The 18,099-nt window shown below is 63.6% G+C and carries 18 protein-coding genes; 15 read left to right on the top strand and 3 right to left on the bottom strand.

Annotated elements, in window-relative coordinates; all coding sequences use genetic code 11:
* Positions 1–86 precede the first annotated feature (86 nt).
* The 5 genes from HT051_RS11015 (at position 87) to HT051_RS10995 (ending at position 4,461) form a co-directional block, all read left to right on the top strand.
* Positions 87–926, top strand: a complete 840-nt coding sequence (locus HT051_RS11015; RefSeq protein WP_174542077.1) for an ABC transporter permease — start codon at positions 87–89, stop codon at positions 924–926.
* On the top strand, positions 923–1,732 hold the full coding sequence (locus HT051_RS11010; protein WP_174542076.1) for an ABC transporter permease: 810 nt from the start codon (positions 923–925) through the stop codon (positions 1,730–1,732). Before HT051_RS11015 ends, HT051_RS11010 begins: the two co-directional genes overlap by 4 nt.
* Positions 1,729–2,802 (top strand): ABC transporter ATP-binding protein, encoded by a 1,074-nt coding sequence (locus tag HT051_RS11005; RefSeq protein ID WP_174542075.1) that lies wholly within the window; start codon positions 1,729–1,731, stop codon positions 2,800–2,802. Before HT051_RS11010 ends, HT051_RS11005 begins: the two co-directional genes overlap by 4 nt.
* Positions 2,803–2,844: 42 nt before the next feature.
* A complete protein-coding gene (locus HT051_RS11000; RefSeq protein WP_174542074.1) occupies positions 2,845–3,750 on the top strand; it encodes a polysaccharide deacetylase in 906 nt (301 codons plus the stop codon).
* A 63-nt stretch (positions 3,751–3,813) separates the two neighbouring features.
* Complete coding sequence (locus tag HT051_RS10995) at positions 3,814–4,461, top strand: TetR/AcrR family transcriptional regulator (protein ID WP_174542073.1); 648 nt, start codon at positions 3,814–3,816, stop codon at positions 4,459–4,461.
* Between the two features lie 5 nt (positions 4,462–4,466).
* Here the strand turns inward: HT051_RS10995 and HT051_RS10990 are convergent, their stop codons facing one another.
* A complete protein-coding gene (locus tag HT051_RS10990; protein ID WP_174542072.1) occupies positions 4,467–5,366 on the bottom strand; it encodes a LysR substrate-binding domain-containing protein in 900 nt (299 codons plus the stop codon).
* A 134-nt stretch (positions 5,367–5,500) separates the two neighbouring features.
* On the opposite strand from HT051_RS10990, the gene HT051_RS10985 reads away from it, so the two are divergent.
* Genes HT051_RS10985 through HT051_RS10955 form a run of 7 tightly spaced genes read left to right on the top strand, consistent with a single transcriptional unit; the run spans position 5,501 to position 11,935 of the window.
* Positions 5,501–6,439, top strand: a complete 939-nt coding sequence (locus tag HT051_RS10985) for a dimethylarginine dimethylaminohydrolase family protein (RefSeq protein ID WP_174542071.1) — start codon at positions 5,501–5,503, stop codon at positions 6,437–6,439.
* A gap of 58 nt (positions 6,440–6,497) precedes the next feature.
* On the top strand, positions 6,498–7,649 hold the full coding sequence (locus HT051_RS10980; protein ID WP_174542070.1) for a PotD/PotF family extracellular solute-binding protein: 1,152 nt from the start codon (positions 6,498–6,500) through the stop codon (positions 7,647–7,649).
* A gap of 10 nt (positions 7,650–7,659) precedes the next feature.
* Positions 7,660–8,715: an ABC transporter ATP-binding protein gene (locus HT051_RS10975; protein ID WP_174542069.1), complete on the top strand. Its 1,056-nt coding sequence runs from the start codon at positions 7,660–7,662 to the stop codon at positions 8,713–8,715.
* Positions 8,712–9,572 carry an ABC transporter permease gene (locus tag HT051_RS10970; RefSeq protein ID WP_174542068.1) on the top strand — a complete coding sequence of 287 codons (861 nt, stop codon included), beginning with the start codon at positions 8,712–8,714 and terminating at the stop codon, positions 9,570–9,572. The genes HT051_RS10975 and HT051_RS10970 overlap by 4 nt, the downstream gene beginning before the upstream one ends.
* A complete protein-coding gene (locus HT051_RS10965; protein ID WP_174542067.1) occupies positions 9,569–10,342 on the top strand; it encodes an ABC transporter permease in 774 nt (257 codons plus the stop codon). The genes HT051_RS10970 and HT051_RS10965 overlap by 4 nt, the downstream gene beginning before the upstream one ends.
* A gap of 3 nt (positions 10,343–10,345) precedes the next feature.
* Positions 10,346–11,125, top strand: a complete 780-nt coding sequence (locus tag HT051_RS10960; RefSeq protein WP_174542066.1) for an SDR family NAD(P)-dependent oxidoreductase — start codon at positions 10,346–10,348, stop codon at positions 11,123–11,125.
* A gap of 27 nt (positions 11,126–11,152) precedes the next feature.
* Positions 11,153–11,935 carry a glucose 1-dehydrogenase gene (locus HT051_RS10955; RefSeq protein WP_174542065.1) on the top strand — a complete coding sequence of 261 codons (783 nt, stop codon included), beginning with the start codon at positions 11,153–11,155 and terminating at the stop codon, positions 11,933–11,935.
* Between the two features lie 6 nt (positions 11,936–11,941).
* On the opposite strand, the gene HT051_RS10950 is transcribed toward HT051_RS10955, so the two are convergent.
* The gene (locus tag HT051_RS10950; RefSeq protein WP_174542064.1) at positions 11,942–13,216 is read right to left on the bottom strand and encodes a glycosyltransferase; all 1,275 of its coding nucleotides are present in this window, start codon (positions 13,214–13,216) and stop codon (positions 11,942–11,944) included.
* A gap of 254 nt (positions 13,217–13,470) precedes the next feature.
* Here HT051_RS10950 and HT051_RS10945 point away from each other — a divergent pair, with 254 nt between their 5' ends.
* From HT051_RS10945 to HT051_RS10935, 3 genes are all read left to right on the top strand, one after another.
* On the top strand, positions 13,471–14,823 hold the full coding sequence (locus HT051_RS10945; RefSeq protein WP_174542063.1) for an alpha/beta fold hydrolase: 1,353 nt from the start codon (positions 13,471–13,473) through the stop codon (positions 14,821–14,823).
* Positions 14,824–14,957: 134 nt separating this feature from the next.
* On the top strand, positions 14,958–16,481 hold the full coding sequence (locus HT051_RS10940) for a hypothetical protein (protein WP_174542062.1): 1,524 nt from the start codon (positions 14,958–14,960) through the stop codon (positions 16,479–16,481).
* A 71-nt stretch (positions 16,482–16,552) separates the two neighbouring features.
* Positions 16,553–17,359, top strand: a complete 807-nt coding sequence (locus tag HT051_RS10935) for a DUF4239 domain-containing protein (RefSeq protein ID WP_174542061.1) — start codon at positions 16,553–16,555, stop codon at positions 17,357–17,359.
* Here HT051_RS10935 and HT051_RS10930 read toward each other — a convergent pair.
* Positions 17,356–17,904 carry a hypothetical protein gene (locus HT051_RS10930; RefSeq protein WP_174542060.1) on the bottom strand — a complete coding sequence of 183 codons (549 nt, stop codon included), beginning with the start codon at positions 17,902–17,904 and terminating at the stop codon, positions 17,356–17,358. The genes HT051_RS10935 and HT051_RS10930 overlap by 4 nt on opposite strands.
* Between the last annotated feature and the right edge of the window lie 195 nt (positions 17,905–18,099).

Here is an 18,099-nt window from a genome sequence, read left to right as displayed (position 1 = left end):
GAAGCGACGACGCAAAGTGGATGACGCACGGCCGGCAGCCGCCGGCCGTGCGCTCACCCCTTGGCGAGCGGCAATGAGAGCGGATCATGCGTAAGGGCCTGTGGCCAACACTCTATCTATTCCCGGCGAGCGCACTCTTCGTGCTGTTCTTCGTGCTGCCGCTCGCCGCCATGATCTGGATGAGCTTCTACCAGCAGCAGGGTTTCGTGCTCGGCACGGAGGCGACGCTCGCCAACTACCTCAATTTTTTCTCCAAGCCCTATTACCTGCAGGCGCTGTGGAACTCGCTCTGGATGGGCATGGTGGTGACGGGGATCAGCCTGCTGATCGCCTATCCCCTGGCTTACATCTTGAGCTTTCACGCCAGCGCCACCTGGCAGCGCATCGGCATCATGGTCTGCATGCTGCCGTTCTGGACCTCTTACGTGGTGCGCTCCTATAGCTGGCTGCTGGCCTTGAGCAATAACGGCGTGGTCTCGCAGGCCGCCGACAGCATCGGCTTCTTTCCGGCGGTCGGTCTCGCCAACACCACCGCCGCGACCATCATCGGCTTCGTGCATTTCTTCGTCATGCTGCTCAGCCTGACCATCTTCTCCAGCCTGGTGCGCATCCCGCGGAGCTATATCCGTGCCGCACAAGACCTCGGCGCCGGCTGGCCGTCGGTGTTCACCCGCATCATCTGGCCCTTGAGCCTGCCGGGCGTCATCGCCGGGGTCATGCTCACCTTCGTGCTGACCCTCGGCGATTACGTCACGCCGCAGATCCTCGGCGGCGGCAAGGAGCTGGTGCTCACCCAGGTGATCATGCTGCAGGTGCAGCGCCAGGGAAATTTCCCCATGGCCGGCGCCATAAACCTAGTGCTGATGGCGATCTCCATCGCCGTGACGCTGATCGCCAACCGCGCCATCTCGAAGGCGAGCCGATGACGGGCGCGCGCAAACTCGGTGGCCATAGCTTCCGCCTTGGCTATGTCGCCGCGGTGCTGGTCTTCATCTATCTACCCGTGGCGGCGCTGATCCTATTCGCCTTCCAGTCCTCCTCGGTGCCGGTGCCGCCTTTCGACGGGCCCTCGCTCCGCTGGTTCGAAGCCGTGTTCGCCGACCGCCGCATGACCGATGCGCTGCGCAATTCGCTTCTCGTCGGCGCGGCATCCTCGGCCATCGCCACGGCGTTCGGCATGCTCGCCGCCTATGCAACGGCCCGCTATGGCGGCCCTTGGCTGCGACGGCTGCAGGGTCTCTTCCTACTGCCGCTGACCATCTCCTACATCATCGTCGGCATGGGGCTTCTGATCACGCTGATGTGGTTCCAGATTCCGAAATCTCTCGGCGCGGTGATCCTCGGCCATGCGGTGATGCATATGCCCATCGCGATTGCGCTGATCTCCAGCCAGATCAAGCCCGACATGCTGACCTTGGAGCGGGCCGCCCGCGATCTCGGCGCCAAGGAATGGCAGGTGATCGCCCATGTGGTGATGCCGAGCCTGACCTGGCCGATGGTCGCCGCGTTCCTGCTCTGCTTCACGCTCTCCTGGGACGAGTTCATCATCGCGCTGCTTCTCAGCCGCTTCGATGTCACCCTCCCGGTCGAGATCTGGTCGCAGCTCCGCAGCGGCCTCAATCCGAAAACCAATGCTATCGGCAGCGTCGTGTTCATGGCTTCGGCAGTGCTGGTGATCTTCGTGGAATGGATCGTGCTGATGAAGCAAGGCAAACAGGAGAAGAGCCAATGAGCCGCGGGCTCCATCTGCAAGGCATCGAAAAGCGCCTTGGGCAGCAGGATGTGCTGCGCGGCATCGACCTCACCGCCGCCAGCGGCAGCTATGTGGTACTGCTCGGCCCCTCGGGAAGCGGCAAGACCACGCTGCTCAATATCGTCGCCGGCTTCGAAGAGGCCGATCAGGGCCTGGTGATGATCGACGATGAGGATGTCGGCGGTCTGCCGCCGCGCCTGCGTCCCACCGCCACCGTGTTTCAAGATTATGCGCTGTTTCCGCATATGAGCGTCGCCGACAATGTGGGCTTCGGCCTTCGCATGCATGGGCTCGGCAAGGCGGAGCGGGATCGTCAGGTCGCCGAGGTTCTGGCGCTCGTCGATCTCGCAAGCTTCGCCGACCGCCGCATCGACCAGCTCTCCGGCGGCCAGCGCCAGCGCGTGGCGGTCGCCCGCTCGCTCGTGGTCCGGCCCAAGGTCCTGCTGCTCGACGAGCCCCTCGGCGCTCTCGATCTCAGCCTCCGCCGCCAGATGCAGCGCGAGCTTCGCATCCTGCAGAAGAAGAGCGGCACCACCTTCCTGCATGTCACCCACGACCAGGAGGAGGCGATGAGCCTCGCCGATCTTCTGGTGGTGATGAATGGAGGCCGGATCGAGGATGCCGGCCCGCCGGACCGGATCTTCGATTCCCCGGCGAGCTTGTTCGCGGCGACCTTCGTCGGCGAGAACAATGTGCTGCGCGGGCGCATCACCTCCCGTGCCAAAACCGGCACGGTGATCGAGACCGCGCTCGGCCCGGTGAAGGTCCAGAGCGAAGCGCCGGAAGGGGACGAGGTTTATGTCACGGTGCGGCCGAACCGCTTGCGGCTTGCAACGCCGGGCAGCCGGGCGAAGCATTTCTTGCGCGGCACCGTGGAAGAGGTGACCTTCTTGGGTACCTATTACGGCTTGCGGGTGCGGACCGAGGTCGCGCCGGACATGGCCTTCCATGTCCATTCCGACGATCGCACCCCGCCGGAGCCGGGAGCAGAGATCGCAGTGACGGCGGAGCCTTCCGCCTTCTCCATCATCGCCGCCAAGGCCTCGTGATAAGAGGCTGGGCGCCAACAGTCAGAGTGAGGACGCGACGACATGATCCATAATCCGCCGCCATGGCCGAACGGGGCGCGCTGCGCCGCTGCCTTCACCTTCGATATCGACACCGACAGCTTGGTGCATCTGTTCTATCGCGACCGCGCGCCGGACATGGTCGCCACCACCTCCTGGTGCCGCTACGACGAGGTGGCCGTGCCGCGCATCCTGGAGCTCTACCGCCGCTTGGGGCTGAAGCAGAGCTTCTATTATCCCGCCTGGTGCATGGAGAATTACCCTGAGTTGGTCGAAGCGATCCTGAAGGACGGCCATGAGATCGGCCATCACGGCTATATCCACGAGAATTACAACGTGCTGCCGGCCGAGGAGGAGGAGAAGTGGTTCGTCCGCGCGCTGGAGGTGCATAAGAGCATGACCGGCCAGGCGCCGCGCGGCTTCCGCGCCCCGACCTACAACTTCTCCCGCCATACCGCCGCGCTGCTGGTGAAATACGGCTTCCAATACGACGCCTCGCTGATGACCGACGACTTCCCCCATATGGTGGATGCCGAAGGCGGCAGCTTCGTCGAGATCCCCACCCATTGGGCGTTGGACGACTGGCCGCAATATGTGCACGCGCCGGATTTCGGCTATCAGATGACCGTGCGCTCGCCAGCGGAGGCTTGCGCCGTCTATCGCGCCGAGTTCGAGGCCACCTACCGGCTCGGCGGGCTTTGGGTCGGCATCTGGCATCCTTGGGTCAGCGCCCGTCCGGCACGGCTCGATGCCATCGCCGAGATGATGGAGGAGATGATCTCCCGCGGCGATGTCTGGATCGCCAGCATGGAGGAGATCGCCGCTCATCTGCAGCAGCTTGAGAAAGACGGCATCTATGAGCCGCGGCGCATCCGGCTGCCATATTATGACAAGGGCCTGCCGGACGATCTCCTGCCGTCAAAGGCCTGACGGCGGGCGCGTGATGGCGGAGCCCGGCGAAGCGGAGGCAAAGATGCGGGGAGGGAAAGCGGTATGAGCGAGAACGCTGCCGAGGAGACCGAAACGCAGCCGGTGCGGACCGAAGGCTTGCGCGACCGCCAGAAGCGCAAGCGCCAGGCCTGCATCCTTGATGCCGCTTCGGCCCTATTCCGGCGGAAATCCTTTGACGAGACCACCGTGGAAGAGATCGCCGAGCATGCCGAGGTCTCGCCCGGCACGGTGTTCAATTACTACGGCACCAAGGTCAACATCCTGCTCTCGCTCATCGAAATCGAGAACAGAAAGATCCTCGCCGCCGCCTTCGAGCCGCAGAGCCGCGCCCGCGGCAAGGAAGATGTCTGCGGCTTCCTGGAGAGCATCGCCGCCGAATCCTTGAGCCTGGTTCCGCCTGCCGCCTGGTGCCATGTCTATTCGACGCTGATCACCGACCGGGGATCGGAATTCGCCGGCCGCTTCCGCAAGCTGCAAGAGGAGCTGGTGCGCGCCATCGCCGGCCTCATCGGCGAGGGGGAGGGCGCGGCATCGGAGATCGATCCGCTGGTGATCGGCCGCTGCATCCACCGCATCCATAATGCGGCCTTCGTCGAGCTGGTCGCCGCCGAGCGCCCGGATTTCGACCGCTATCTCGCCGATGTGGACCTGCATGTCGGCGCGGTGATGAAGCTGATCGGCCGCGCCTAGATCGCTTACTCCGCCTCGATCTGGCGGAAGCGTCTCACCGCCAAATCCTCCAGCGCCTTCGCCGCGGGCTTCAGACGCCCCAGCGGCGGGGTGGTGATGTAATAGGGATGGGTCGCCGGCACGGTGAGATCGGAGAGGCGCACTAGCCGGCCTTCTTTCAGATCCGCCGCCACGGTCGGCAAATCCGCCATGGCGATCCCAGTTCCGGCCCGGGCCGCATGCAAGGTGAGATGCGCCCCGTCGAAATAGATCCGCCGCGTGCCGGCGAACGGCTCCACGCCGCAGGCCATGTACCAGCGGCTCCAGGTGTCGGTGTTGTATTCGTGGATCAGCGTGTAGTTCAGCATGTCCCGCGGATCGGGGTAGCGGTTGCCGGCGATGGGCAGGCTTGGGCTGCAGACGGGGAAGAAGCTGGTCTGGCCGAGCAGGGTGACCCGGCGGCCGGATTGCTCGGCGCTGCCATAGACGATCGAGAAATCGGACGGCTCGAACTCGGTCTGCCGGTGCCAGGGGCTGGTGATCATCCGCACCGTGACCTTCGGAAATTGCGAGACGTATTCGCCGAGAACGCTGGTCAGCCAATTGCCGCCGAGCCCCGGCACGCTGACGACGCTCAGCTCGCCGGCATAATCCTCTTCCTCCTTGAGATCGTCGAGACAGTGCGCGATGCGGTCGAACCCGCCGCGGGTGCCTTCCAGCAGGCGCTGCCCGGCATCGGTGAGCTGCATCGGCCGCATCCGCCGCTCGAACAGGGCGAGGCCGAGATGATCTTCCAGCAGACGGATCTGATAGCTGATCGCCGCATGGGTGACGCCCAGCGTTTCGGCGGCCCGGGTCAGATTCCCGGTTTCCGCGGCTGCCTCGAAGGCGCGCAAGGCGTGTAAGGGAATTCGCGACCGCTTCATTCGCCCCCGATCGGATGGTTCTTCGCGCCACACCCCATTTTCGGCGTGGAAGGCGACATACTGTAAGCGAGACTTACACTAACTACGAATCCTTCTCGATTGCGGCAAGGCATCTTTTCTTTACGCTCTGCAGCATGGAAATTTCGCAGTGCACAGAAAGCGGCGCCGAAAACGGCAAAGAGACCGAAGCATCGGTGCCGTGGGGCGTCGGCAATCACACCGGTATCTTGACCGATGTGCTGCTCGGCAAGCCCGACCATTTTGCATGGACCAAGCTGAATGCGATCTCCGACGTGGTTCAGGAGAACCTGGACCGGCTTGGCTACCATTTCGACAAGCAGCTCGCGATGCGGCAACACCGCGGGCTCGTTGAGGCCTTCGAAGCGGCAGGCGTGCGCTGCCATTTTCTGGAGGCCGACGAAGGTCTGAAATCCAGCGTCTTTGCGCGCGATTCAAGCTTCATGACGCCATGGGGCGCGGTCGTCGCCAGCATCCAGACGCCGCCGCGCCAGCGCGACTACGCCGTGGTGGCGGAGTTCTACAAGAATGCCGGCATTCCGATCTGGCATTGGGTCACTGCCGGCTTCTTCGAGGGCGGCGATTTCGTGATCCTGAAGCCCGGCGTGGCGCTGCTCGGCTATTCCGGCAGCCGCTCCACCCGCGAGGGCGCCGAGCAGGTGGCCGGTTGGCTTCGGGAGGAGGGCTGGCAAGCCTTCGTCGTGCCGATCCCGCACCAATTCGTCCATATGGATGCCTGCGTCGTCATGCTGGAGAAGGACGTCGCGCTGGTCTGCGAGGATGCGCTTCCCGAATACGCGCTCGACTTCATCAAGAAGGAGCAGGGCATCCGCACCATCAACGTGCCCTATGCGCAATGCGTGAAGCTCGGCGGCAATGTCGTCAACCTCGGCGGCAACCGCGTCCTCTCCATGTCCCACAACGTGAAGATCAATGAGACTCTCAAAGCCGAGGGCTTTGAAGTGCTGGCCGTCGATTTCGACATGTTCGCCCTTGGGGGTGGCGGCGTCCATTGCTCCTGTCATGAGCTGCAAAGGCTTCCCGACACGGAGTAATCGCCTGGATGACACGGCCGACCGTCAAAAACCGAAAAGCGTGAGGAAGATAAAGATTATGAGTAAAGACACCACGCAACCAGACGGCATCGTTCGTGTCAGGCAGTATGTCGATCTCGATCGGCGCCAGTTGCTGAAGACGGCCGCCGCTGCAGGGGCGGTGGCTGCCATCGGCTTGCCGGGGCTTCCCCGCAAGGCGCACGCCGCCGACTCCCTGAACTATGTCGGCTGGGAGGGCTACGACACCTTCCTCACCGAAGGCGATATCGCCGAGAGTACCGGCAAGACGCTGCAGAATACCTATATTTCCAGCGCCGACGAGGTCGTCACCAAGCTGCGCCTCGGCGCCGACCAGGTCGATATCTGCACGCCGTATTTCATCCACGACAACTTCCTGGCCGCCGAAGGCCTGCTCGAGCCGCTGGATATCGCCAAGATCCCGAATTTTTCGAAGATCAATTCCACCGTCTCCGAGTACTGCAAGGAGAACATGCAGCTCGAAGGCAAGTGGTACGCCGCGCCGATGACCTACGGCTCCATCTGCATGCTCTACAACGCCGACAAGGCGGAGAAGCCCACCTCGTGGACCGACATGCTGAAGGACGAGTACAAGGGCAAATGCGCGATCACCGCCGACTATACCGGCAACCTGTTCGCCTGGGGCCGCGTGGCGGGCGTGAAGAACCCCCATCGCATGACCCACAAAGAGCTGGCCAAGACGGTCGAGCTGCTGATCGACCTGAAGAAGAACCATCTTCGCACCATCGCGCCGAGCTACGGCGACCTGGTCAACATGCTCTCCTCCGGCGAGGTGGTGATGTGCCAGGGCTGGGAGCCGGTGACCACCTGGGTCGGCGATGGCGCCAATATCCAGATCGCCTATCCGAAAGAGAAGAGCATGGGCTTCATCGAGGGCTATGCCATCGGTAAGGGCTCCGGCGATGTCGACGCCGCCCACGCTTACATCAACAATGCCCTGTCGCTGAAGGGGCAGCTCGCCGGCGCCACGGCCAACTCCATGCCCGTCGTGACCGATGAGGCCATGGAGAAGGCAGACGACGCCAACAAGGCGATGTACGATTACGCCGATCTTTCCGAGTACTTCGAGGTCAAGACCATGGTCGTCCCGATGTATCCGGTCGAGGAGGACGGCGACCTGGCAGTCTGGGACGATTATCAGGAAGCCTGGGAAAAGGTGCTGAAGAGCTGAGCCGGGCCATATGACCGATGCGACGCCGCTTCTCAGGCTGCGCGGACTGACCAAGTCGTACGACGCCCATGTGGCGCTGCATCCGACGGATCTAGAGGTCGAGCGGGGCGATTTTCTCGCCCTGCTCGGCCCGTCCGGGTGCGGCAAGACCACGCTGCTGCGCATGATCGGCGGGTTTCTCAGCCCCGATCGCGGCAGGGTGGAGATCGACGGCCAGGACGTCACCGCGCTCGGCCCCGAGCAGCGCAACACCAATATCGTCTTCCAGAGCTACGGCCTGTTTCCGCATATGACCGTCCGGCAGAATGTCGGCTTCGGTCTGCGGGTCGCCAAGCGCGGCCGCGCCGAGCGCGACCGCGACACCGCCGAGATCCTGGAGCTGATGCATCTTGCGCCGTTCGCCGACCGGCTGCCGGCGGCGCTTTCCGGCGGCCAGCAGCAGCGCGTGGCTTTGGCCCGCGCCCTGGTGATGAAGCCGAGCGTGCTCTTGCTCGACGAGCCGCTCGCCGCCCTCGACCTGCAGCTCCGAAAGGCGATGCAGGAAGAGCTGCGCAATCTGCATCACGAGATTGGCGGCACCTTCGTCTACGTCACCCACGATCAGAGCGAGGCCATGGCGCTGGCCAACCGCGTCGCGGTAATGGATCAGGGGCGCATCGTGCAGGAGCAATCGCCTGAAGCGATCTACCGGCATCCGCGCACCCGCTTCGTCGCCAACTTCATCGGGGAGAGCAATCTGCTCGCTGCGGAGCGGAAAGGGGACACCTGCCATGTCGCCGGTACCAGCTTTCCGCTGCAAGGACCGGACGGCAAGCTCACCTTGATGGTGCGGCCGAGCAATATCCGCCTCGGGCGCGGCAAGGCCGGCTGTCCCAAGCTGCCCGCCACCATCGCCGAAGCGGTCTTCATGGGCGATTACTGGCATATCCGGCTGAAGCTGCAATCGGGCGAGGATCTGATCGTCCACCAGCAGCAGCCCTCCGGCCAGAGCAAGGCGCCGCAGACCGGCGGTAGCACCACGGCCTTTTGGGAGCCCGCCGACTGCCACGTGATCGACGAGACATGAGCCGCGGCGCATCATCCTCCCGGCGGACCGTCGCGCAGATCGCGCCCGCCGCGGCCGTTCTCACCGTCTTCTTCCTGCTGCCGGGGGCCTATTTCTTCCTGGTCAGCTTCTGGCAGATCAAGCGCTACAAGCTGGTCCGCGAAACGACCCTGGAGAACTATGTCGACGTGGTGCGGGAGTATCTCCCCTCCATCGGCTTCTCCATCACCCTGGCGCTGATCATCGCCGCGATCACCACCAGCTTCGCCTTCGCCATCGCCTATCTGATCCGCTTCCGGGAAGGGCGCCTCGGCACGCTGATCCTGTTCGTCGCTCTGACCACGCTGTTCGGCGGCTATCTAGTAAAAATCTATGCCTGGAAGACGCTGCTCGGCAGCACCGGCATCATCAACCAGGCGCTGATGCTCATCGGCGTTATCGAACAGCCGCTGGACTGGCTGCTCTATACGCCGCTCGCCGTGGTCATCACCCTGGTGCACTTCCTGCTGCCCTTCGCTATCCTGCCGGTGCACGCCTCGCTTCGCGGCATCGCCGACGCACCGGTGGATGCGGCCCGCGACCTCGGCGCCTCGCGCTTTCGCATCTTCGCCGAGGTGGTGCTGCCGCAATGCGAGACCGGCGTCGTCACCGCCTTCGCGCTCACCTTTTTCATTTCGGTCGGCGACTACGTCACCGCCCAGCTTGTCGGCGGGCCGAACACGCTGATGGTCGGCAATTTCATGCAGAGCCAGTTCATCAACCGGCTGAATGCGCCCATCGGCTCGGCGCTCGCCTTTTCCACCCTGCTGGCGACCCTGATAGTGTTCCTTGCGCTCCGCTACGGCTTCCGCCTTGCCCTCGGAGGGCTCAGGCGATGAGACGCTGGTCCGCAGGCTCGCTTAGCTTCGCGCTGTTCTCGCTGGTCTTCCTGTTGACGCCGCTGGTGCTGGTGGTGCTGTTCTCCTTCGGCGAGAACCCGCACGCAACGTTGCCCTTCGGCCATCCGACCTTGCATTGGTACGAAGAGCTGTTCGCCAATTCCAACTTCTGGGCGGCGCTCAAGAACAGCGCCATCATCACCTTGAGCGTCGGCGTGCTCTCCGCCATTACCGGCACTGCCGCCGCTTTCGGCTTTTCCAATATGCGCGAAGGGCCGGCCCAGATTGGCCTGCAATTCATCACCGCGCCGGTGATGCTGCCGCCGCTCTTCCTGGCTTTGGCGCTAGCCACCGCCTATGCCGCGATCGATGCCCCGCAAGGCGTGCTGACCGTGATCCCGAGCCATCTCGTCTTCACCCAGCCCTTCGTGGTGCTGGTGATCTATTCCCGCATGGCCACCTTCGATTACGCACTGATTGAGAGCGCCCGCGATCTCGGCGCCTCGCCGCTCAGCATCTTTCTGAACGTTACCTTGCCGATCATCGCGCCGAACCTGATCGGGGCCAGCTTCCTTGCCATGGCCGTCTCGCTCGACGATTTCGTCATCACCTTCTTCACCATCGGCGGCGGCATGACCTTGCCGACCCTGATCTGGGGCATGCTGCGCACCTCGCTCGACCCCAGCATCAACGCGCTCGGCACGCTGGTGCTGGTGATGACCGTCGGCTCCAGCATCATCGCCTTCAAGACCACCCGTTACAGAGGTTAGAGCATGTCCGTTGACTTCTCCTTCGCCGGCAAGACCGTTCTGATCACCGGCGCCAGCTCCGGCATCGGTTTCGCCATTGCGGATGGCTTCGCCAAGGCCGGCGCAACGCTTTTCATCCTCGCCGAAAACGATGCGGTGCATGAGGCCGCGGCCACGCTGTCGGAGCGCTATGGGCGCGAGATCAAGGGGCTGCAATGCGATATCGCCGAGCGCGATCAGGTGCAGCAGGCTTTGGGGCAAATCGCCAAGATCGACGTTCTGATCAACAATGCCGGCTATCAGCCGATGACGCCGATCCGCGATACGAGCGAAAAGGTCGAGGCCGATATCCGCCGCATCATCGACGTCAACGTGATGGGGGCGTTCAATGTCAGCCGTGCCGCGCTGCCGCGCATTCCGCGTGGCGGCCGCATCATCTTCACCTCCTCCATCTGGGGCCGCACCGGCGAGGTGGGCTTCGCCGCCTATGCCGCCTCCAAGCATGCGGTGCTCGGTATCATGCGGTCTCTTGCCATGGAGCTCGGCCCCGACGGGATCACCGTCAATGCGGTGGCGCCCGGCTGGGTGGAGACCGACGGGGCGCTCGCCCCGGTGCGGGCAGAGGCCGAAGCCGCCGGCATCTCTCTGGAGCAGCTGGTTGAGCAGTATCTCAAGGGTCAGCCGATCCCCGGCATGATGCCGCCATCCTCGCAAGCCGGCGCGTTTTTGTTTCTCGCATCCGATGCCGCCGCCGATATCACCGGCCAGGTGCTTGGCGTCGACCGCGGCAGTTTCATCGGCTGAACACCATTCAAGTAAGGAGCACCGATTTTGGGACGGCTTAAGGACAAGGTGGCGATCGTCACCGGGGGAGGCGCCGGCATTGGCCGCGCCACGGCAATGCGCTGCGCCGAGGAGGGCGCCAAACTGGTGGTCACCGACCGTGACGGAGAGGCGGCCGAGGCGACGGTGGCAAGCCTGCCCGAAGGCAGCGAGGCCATCGCGCTTTGGCACGACGTTGCGGACGAGGCCGATTGGACCGCCGTCATGGACCGCACTCTGGAGCGCTTCGGGCGCCTCGACGTGCTGGTCAACAATGCTGGCATTCAGCTCACCTGCGGGCTGGAGGAGACCAGCCTTGCCGATTGGCGGAAGGTGTTTGCCGTGAATGCCGAGGGTCCGTTTATCGGCACACGCCTTGCCGTCGAGCGGATGAAGGAGACGGGCGGCGGCGCCATCGTCAATGTCTGCTCGACTTACGCTCTCATCGCCGATCCGCTGAATGCCGCCTATTGTGCCTCCAAGGCGGCGGCGCGCCATTTCACTAAGGCGGCTGCCCTCTATTGCGCTGAGAAGGGCTATGGCATCCGCGTCAACGCCGTGCATCCGGGCGTGGTGATGACGCCGATGCTGGAGCGCGAGATCGCCGACGTCGCGGCCGAACGCGGCCTTCCCGACACCAAGCCGGTGGAAGAAGAATGGGGCAAGATCTGCCCCCTCGGCATCGGTCAGCCCGAGGACGTCGCCGCCGGCATCGTCTATCTCGCCTCGGACGATGCGAAATACGTCACCGGCGCCGATCTGGAGATCGATGGCGGCCATATCATCCGCTGATCGGGCCTAAGCCGAAGCCGCCGCCTCGATCAGCGAGACGGCTTTCGCGACGCCGTCCTCGCGGCGGATCTTCTTGGCCAGAGCTTTCGTCTTGCGGGCCATCTCCTCGTCTCCCGTGACCTGGTGGAGCGCCGCGGCGAGATTGTCCGCCGTGAGTGTTTTCTGCGGGATCGGCGCTGCGCTCACGCCGAGCGCCTGCATCTGGCATCCCCAAAACGGCTGATCGCCGAAGAAGGGGATGATGACCGACGGCTTGCCGGCACGGAGCGCCGCCGCCGTGGTGCCGGCTCCGCCGTGATGCACGATCGCCGCTAGCTGCGGGAACAGCCAGTCATGCGGCGCCTGCTCGATCTGCAGCACCGTCTCGGGCAGGGAATCCGCCTTCAGCCCGCCCCAACCGGTGGCGATCACCGCGCGCAAGTTCGTGCGCCTAAGCGCCTCGACCACGATACGCCCGAGCCGTCCCGGATCGCGCCCCGCCATGGAGCCGAAGCCGATATAGACCGGCGCGGGGCCGGCCTTCAGGAAGGCTTCAAGCGCCGGCGGGGGCGACCAATCTTCAGCCTCGTCCAGGAACCAGTAACCAGTCATATGCGCGCTCGGCGGCCAATCCTTCGGCTCCGGCATCACGTACCGGCTGATCGGATGCAGCACTGGGACCGGCGCGCCTGCCGCATCGTGCAGAAGACGGAACCGCTTCAGGGCAGGCAGGCCGTTCGCCGCCCGCCAGGCATTCACCGGCCCCTTTGCCGAGAGTCCGGTCAGCCAGGTCACAAGACGATAGGTCATGCGGTTATACCAGCCGCCGAGCTTCAGCTTAGGGAAGCCCAGATTGGGCCGCGTCGCCGTCGGCACCATCATCGGGATCGGCAGGGCGAGCACCGCTGGTATGCCGAGCTTCTCCGCATAAAACAGCCCGCCATAGGATTTCGGGTGGAACACGATGATATCGGGCTGCATTGCCTCCGCCGCCGCCCAGCCCTCGCGCAGCAAGGCATGCTGGGTCGGGCGGACTTGGCGCATCATCTGGAAGCTGCGCTTCACGACCTGAAACAGGTTGTTGGTGTTCTCAATCAGATCGCGCCCCTGATCGGTGTCGAGCAACGCCAGGAGATCGTCGTTCATCGGCGCGAAGCCGAGCCCTTGAGCGGTGACGAAGTCCGCGAAGCGCGCGCTCGTCGCCAGCGTGACATCGTGCCCCGCATGCGTCAGCCCTTTGCCGAGCGCCTCGAAAGGCTGCACGTCGCCGCGTGAGCCATAAGTCAGGATCAGGATGCGCATTGCTAGACCCTGCACGAAGCTGGCGAGTTACGCCACGATGGCGCGCATGAGCAACAGCCTCGCAGCCCCCGCCGCCGCGTTTGGCCTTCTCATCGCCTCATATGAGGTGCAAGAGGCGGAAATACCCGTTTTTCCCCGATAGAACGGGTTGCGCCTTTCTGCTAATGCTCCTCAACTTTCGGCTGAGAACCCAAGACCTTGGCGATTCGGGATGCCAAGGCGCCTGCATTCGCGGACTGGGACCGCACGCCTGTTTGATAAAACGCTTCCGATCGATCTGGCTGCTGTGGCTGCTGTGTCTGATTCCCGTGGGCACTGCCTATGCCGTCGATCGGCTATTCCTGGCCCCCGAATGCCCGGACTGCAACAGCGAGCTGACAAGCAAGTTGCCGCTCTTCGACGGCACGCAGCAGGGTTTGGTGCGCATCGACGCCAATAGTATGGAATTCCGCGCCCGCGTCGCCGGTTTCGACAATAAGGACGGCGAGGGGGTGATCCTGCTGCACGGCTTCCCCGAGACCTCCATCATGTGGCAGCCGCTGATCGATAAGCTCAGCGAAGCGGGATACCGCGTCGTCGCCTTCGATCAGCGCGGCTACAGCCCCGGCGCTCGGCCCGAAGACGATAAGGCCTATACCAAGGGCAAGATCGCCCGCGACGTGCTGGCCATCGCCGATGCGGTGGGGTTCGAGCGCTTTCATGTCATCGGTCACGATTTCGGCGGCGCCATGGCCTGGGTGGTGGCCGACCGCTATCCCGAACGGGTGATGAGCCTCACCGCCATGTCGATGCCGCACCCCTCGGCACTAGCCGAATCCCTGCAGGATCTCGCCCCGCAGATCCGGCTCAGCAGCTACATTCTGTTCTATAAGATGCCGGTGCTGCCCGAGCTCGTGCTCGGCTTCGACCGGGCCGCCTATTTACGGCATTTCAGATGGCAGGACGCGCCGCCCGAACAGATCGCCGAATATGAACAGGTCTTCGGCGAGCCCGGCGCCCTGCATGCGGCGCTCGACTGGTACCGGATGTTCGAATTCCGCTCCCTCGATCCCCTGGGCAAGATCACCCCGCCGACCCTGTTCATCTGGGGTCATCGCGACCAGGCGTTTGGCCGCCGCGCCGCCATCGAGACCGCCAATTTTATCGACGGGCCCTACCGCTTCCATTCGGTGAATGCCGGCCACCAGCTCATGCTGGAAGTGCCGGAAACCGTCGAGGACGATGTGCTGGATCATCTGGCCAATTGGCGGCGGGTGACCGAGCAATGGAACGACCGTATCGCTGCCATGCCGCAGGATAACGGTTCGGCCTGCGATCAATCCGCTTCGCCGCCGCCGTGCTTAAGCATCTTCGTCGCCCAGGACGGCAAGACCCTGCGCATCCGCAATCGTTGCGACAAGCCTTACGAGGGCGTGGTGCGCATGTCCTGCAGCGCTTGGGGCCCGGATGCCTCGGTGGAATACCGCTTCGATCTCGGTGCCAAGTCCGAGATGGCGCAAGAAAGCACCGGCTTCTCCTTCGGAGATTGCTATTACCGCCACCGGCTCTGCGGCGCGAGCACGGCGGAGCAGCATGCCGGTCCCGCCGCGATGCTTAGCCAGCCTTAAGCCAGCCGCGACTTTTCCCACCCCGCGCGTCCTCGAGGCGCGTTGCAAACGCTCGTTTCCCAGCGCTTCGAAACATGTACTCTTGCGTGCGCTTGGACGAGGCCTCTAGTATTGCGTCAAGGTGGGGGGAGTAGATGACCGTCGATCTGCCTGAGTTCCTGAAGTCGGGTGAGCCCGCCAGGCTCATTCCCGTCGGAAGCGCCAGCCAACGCGAGCGCGCGGCCGCCTCCGTCTTCCTCGCCGCGCTTACCGTGGTCCGTCCCTTCGCCGAAGGCGTCTTCGATACGCTCAAGAAACCGCTCCGGTCCCGCAGCACCGTATCGGCTTTCACCGAGGTGGAATTCAAGAAACAGCCGGAAGAGGCGCGTTGCCGGCCCGACGGGCTGCTCTTGGTGGATAGCTCGCGCTCGGAATGGCGCGCCATTATCGAGGCCAAGATCGGCACCGCCACGATTACCGAAGAGCAACTTGCCCGCTACGGCAAGCTGGCCATCGAGAACGGTATCGACGCCGTCATCACCATATCCAACGAGCTCACCGCCTTTCCCGATCACCCGCCTTATGAGGTGCCGGCGGCACTCGCCGGAAAGGTGGAGGTCTATCACTGGTCATGGATGCGGCTGATCACGCTGGGCACCAATCTCCTCAGCGAGGCGGACGAAAATTTCGATCCGGAGCAGCATTTTCTGCTCAAGGAGGTGCTGCGCTATTTCTCGCACGACAACACCGATGTGCGCGGCTTCCATCAGATGAACGCCGAATGGCCCGATTTGCAGGAGCGGGTGCAATCCGGCGCCAAGCTGCACAAGACCCACAACATCGTCACCAATACGGTCTCCGCCTGGCATCAGGAGCAAAGCGACCTCTGCCTGATCATGAGCCGCAAGCTGAAAGTGCCGGTGCGCCTGAAGATCAAGAAGCACTACCGCAACGATCAGACCTCGCGCATCGAGGCCGACGCTGAGGAGTTGGTCGCCAGCAAGAAGCTGCGCGCCATCTTCGAAGTGCCCAATGTCGCTTCGTCCATCGAAGTCACCGCGGACGTCTCAAAGCGGACGGTGATGTGCCGCATGAGCGTCGAGGCGCCCGAGGACAGGAAACGTTACGAATCCCGTCTCAACTGGCTGCTGCGGCAATTGCCGGATGAGACGGCGGGCCCGGTCGGCATCCATATCAGGTGGCGGAATGGCGGGACGTCCTTCGGCTGGGCCGAGGAGCTGCGCAACGATCCGAAGACTGCCGATATCGACCGATCCGGCGCTCTGCCGAAATGCTTCGAGGTGGTCACAATTACCGATCTTGGCAAGAAATTCGCCGGGGTGCGCAAATTCATCGAAGTGCTGGAAGAGGCGGTGCCGCAATTCTACGACGACGTGGCCCGTCATATCCGCCCCTGGCAGCCGAGCCCGAGCCCGATCACCGATGCGGAGAGCCTGGCTGACACGGTCGCCAGTTTACCCTCGCCGAAGGTCGCGCCGCGCCGGGTGGTGAAACGCGGAGAAGTTGCCAACGGCCATTACGTGCTGTTCGAGGACGGCTCGATCCAGGTGGTGATGTCCAACGGCACGCTGAGCTTCAAGAACCTGCAGGAGCTCGTCGCCTACACCAAGCGGCAGGACCAGAAGCCGGCGCCGCGTCCTGCGAGCAGGGCGAAGTAGACGCCAACTGTTCAGCGGACTCTGTTTCCTGTAGGGGAATCCTGCCGAACGACAGCGGAGACCTGTGCCCCGTGAGCCTGCTGCATCTCCTCAATCAAGCGCCGATTTTATTGGCGGTCTTGCTCACCTTGGCCCTCGTCGAGGCTTACAGCATCGGCCTGATTCTTCTTTTCCGGCGCATCTGGGGACCGCACCGGCTGAAGCTAAATAACGAGGTCGGCGGGCTCAAATTCGCCGCCATCAGCGTTCTTTACGCGGTGCTCCTCGGTTTCGTGGCGATTGCCGTCTGGGAGGACTACAAGGACACCGCATCGGCGGTGCGCGACGAGGCGGCGGCCGTTCGCGATCTCCTCCAGCTTTCCTATGCGATGCCGAAGGCGCAAGCCGAGCAGATCCGCGCGCCGCTCGTCGCCTATGCCGAGCATGTCCGCAAACGGGAATGGCCCGCCATGGCGGAGGGGAGGCTGCACGAGACGCCGGCCGATCATCTGGCCCGTTTGGAACAGTCGATCCTCAACCTCAAGGCCGAGGATTTTCGCGAGCTGGCGCTCTATCAAGAGGCTGTGCGGCTGCTGGCGGTGGTGCACGACAACCGCAGCGAGAGAGTGGAGAACTCGGAAGGCTCCGTTGCGCCGATCCTGTGGCTTGCGTTGTTCGGCGGAGCGATGATCGTGCTCGGCTATCCGGCCATTTTCGGAACGCCGAGCCAGACCGCCCAGATCGCCATGGCCGCGGCGATGGCCGCGATGGTTGGTTTCGTGATGCTGCCGACCCTGCTGTTGAACTACCCCTTCACGGGGCCGGTCCGAATCTCCGACCGCCCCTTCGCCGAGGCGGTGAAGGGGATTCCGCCGCATGCTGAGGTGGATCCGCGCTAGCCGCGATAATCGGCTTCGCGATGCTTCCGCGCCTGCTCTTGAAAATCGCCGATATCGGCCGCTCCGATGCCCTGCCGAAATGTTTTTGAGGGGTGCACCATTGCCAAGCGTGGTAAAAAAATTGCCGGGATGGGGAAATCCATCGAGGTGCTTGCGGAGACTGTGCCGAATGCGCCGATGGCGTGGCGTGTCATATCCGGCCCTGGCAGCCGAGCCCAAGCCCCTTCGCCGACGCGGGAAGCCTCGCCGAAAGAAAAACGCGGATAAGTTGCAAGCGACGATGATGTATCGTTCACGGGCGACGCGATCCAGGTGGTGATGTCCAACGGCACGCTGAGCTTCAAGAAGCTGCAGGAGCTCGTCGCCTCACCAAGCGGCAGGACCAGACGACTCCGCCGCCGCGCCGGGTGGCGGACAGTAAATAGCGCGCCCTGACTCCGCCGCATCGTTTCAGCCTGGCGGTGCGCTTTGCCCACGCGGTCGGCCGCCCGATGGTCGGGTGTACGCACCTCGGTGCCGTTCGTATCGGCTTTTCGGGCGCCCATTTAACCTTAACGCGAACAAGCAGAAGAGCTGCGCCGGAGCAGCCATTCCGTCCAAGAGTTCGCTCCTGTTTTGAGCGGAGGCGATGAAACTATTCGCGCAATCAGGCATTTGTAATTCCGGTACTTTGCGGCAAGTTTAAATACAATTATAAGTAGAGATTGGTTGTGATGTTTGGGGGCAAGACCATAGCTTTA

Origin of the sequence: Methyloligella sp. GL2 (assembly GCF_013341275.1) — a bacterium.
In the GTDB taxonomy this organism is placed as follows: Bacteria; Pseudomonadota; Alphaproteobacteria; order Rhizobiales; family Methyloligellaceae; genus Methyloligella.
This window is presented reverse-complemented; position numbering and strand designations above follow the sequence as displayed.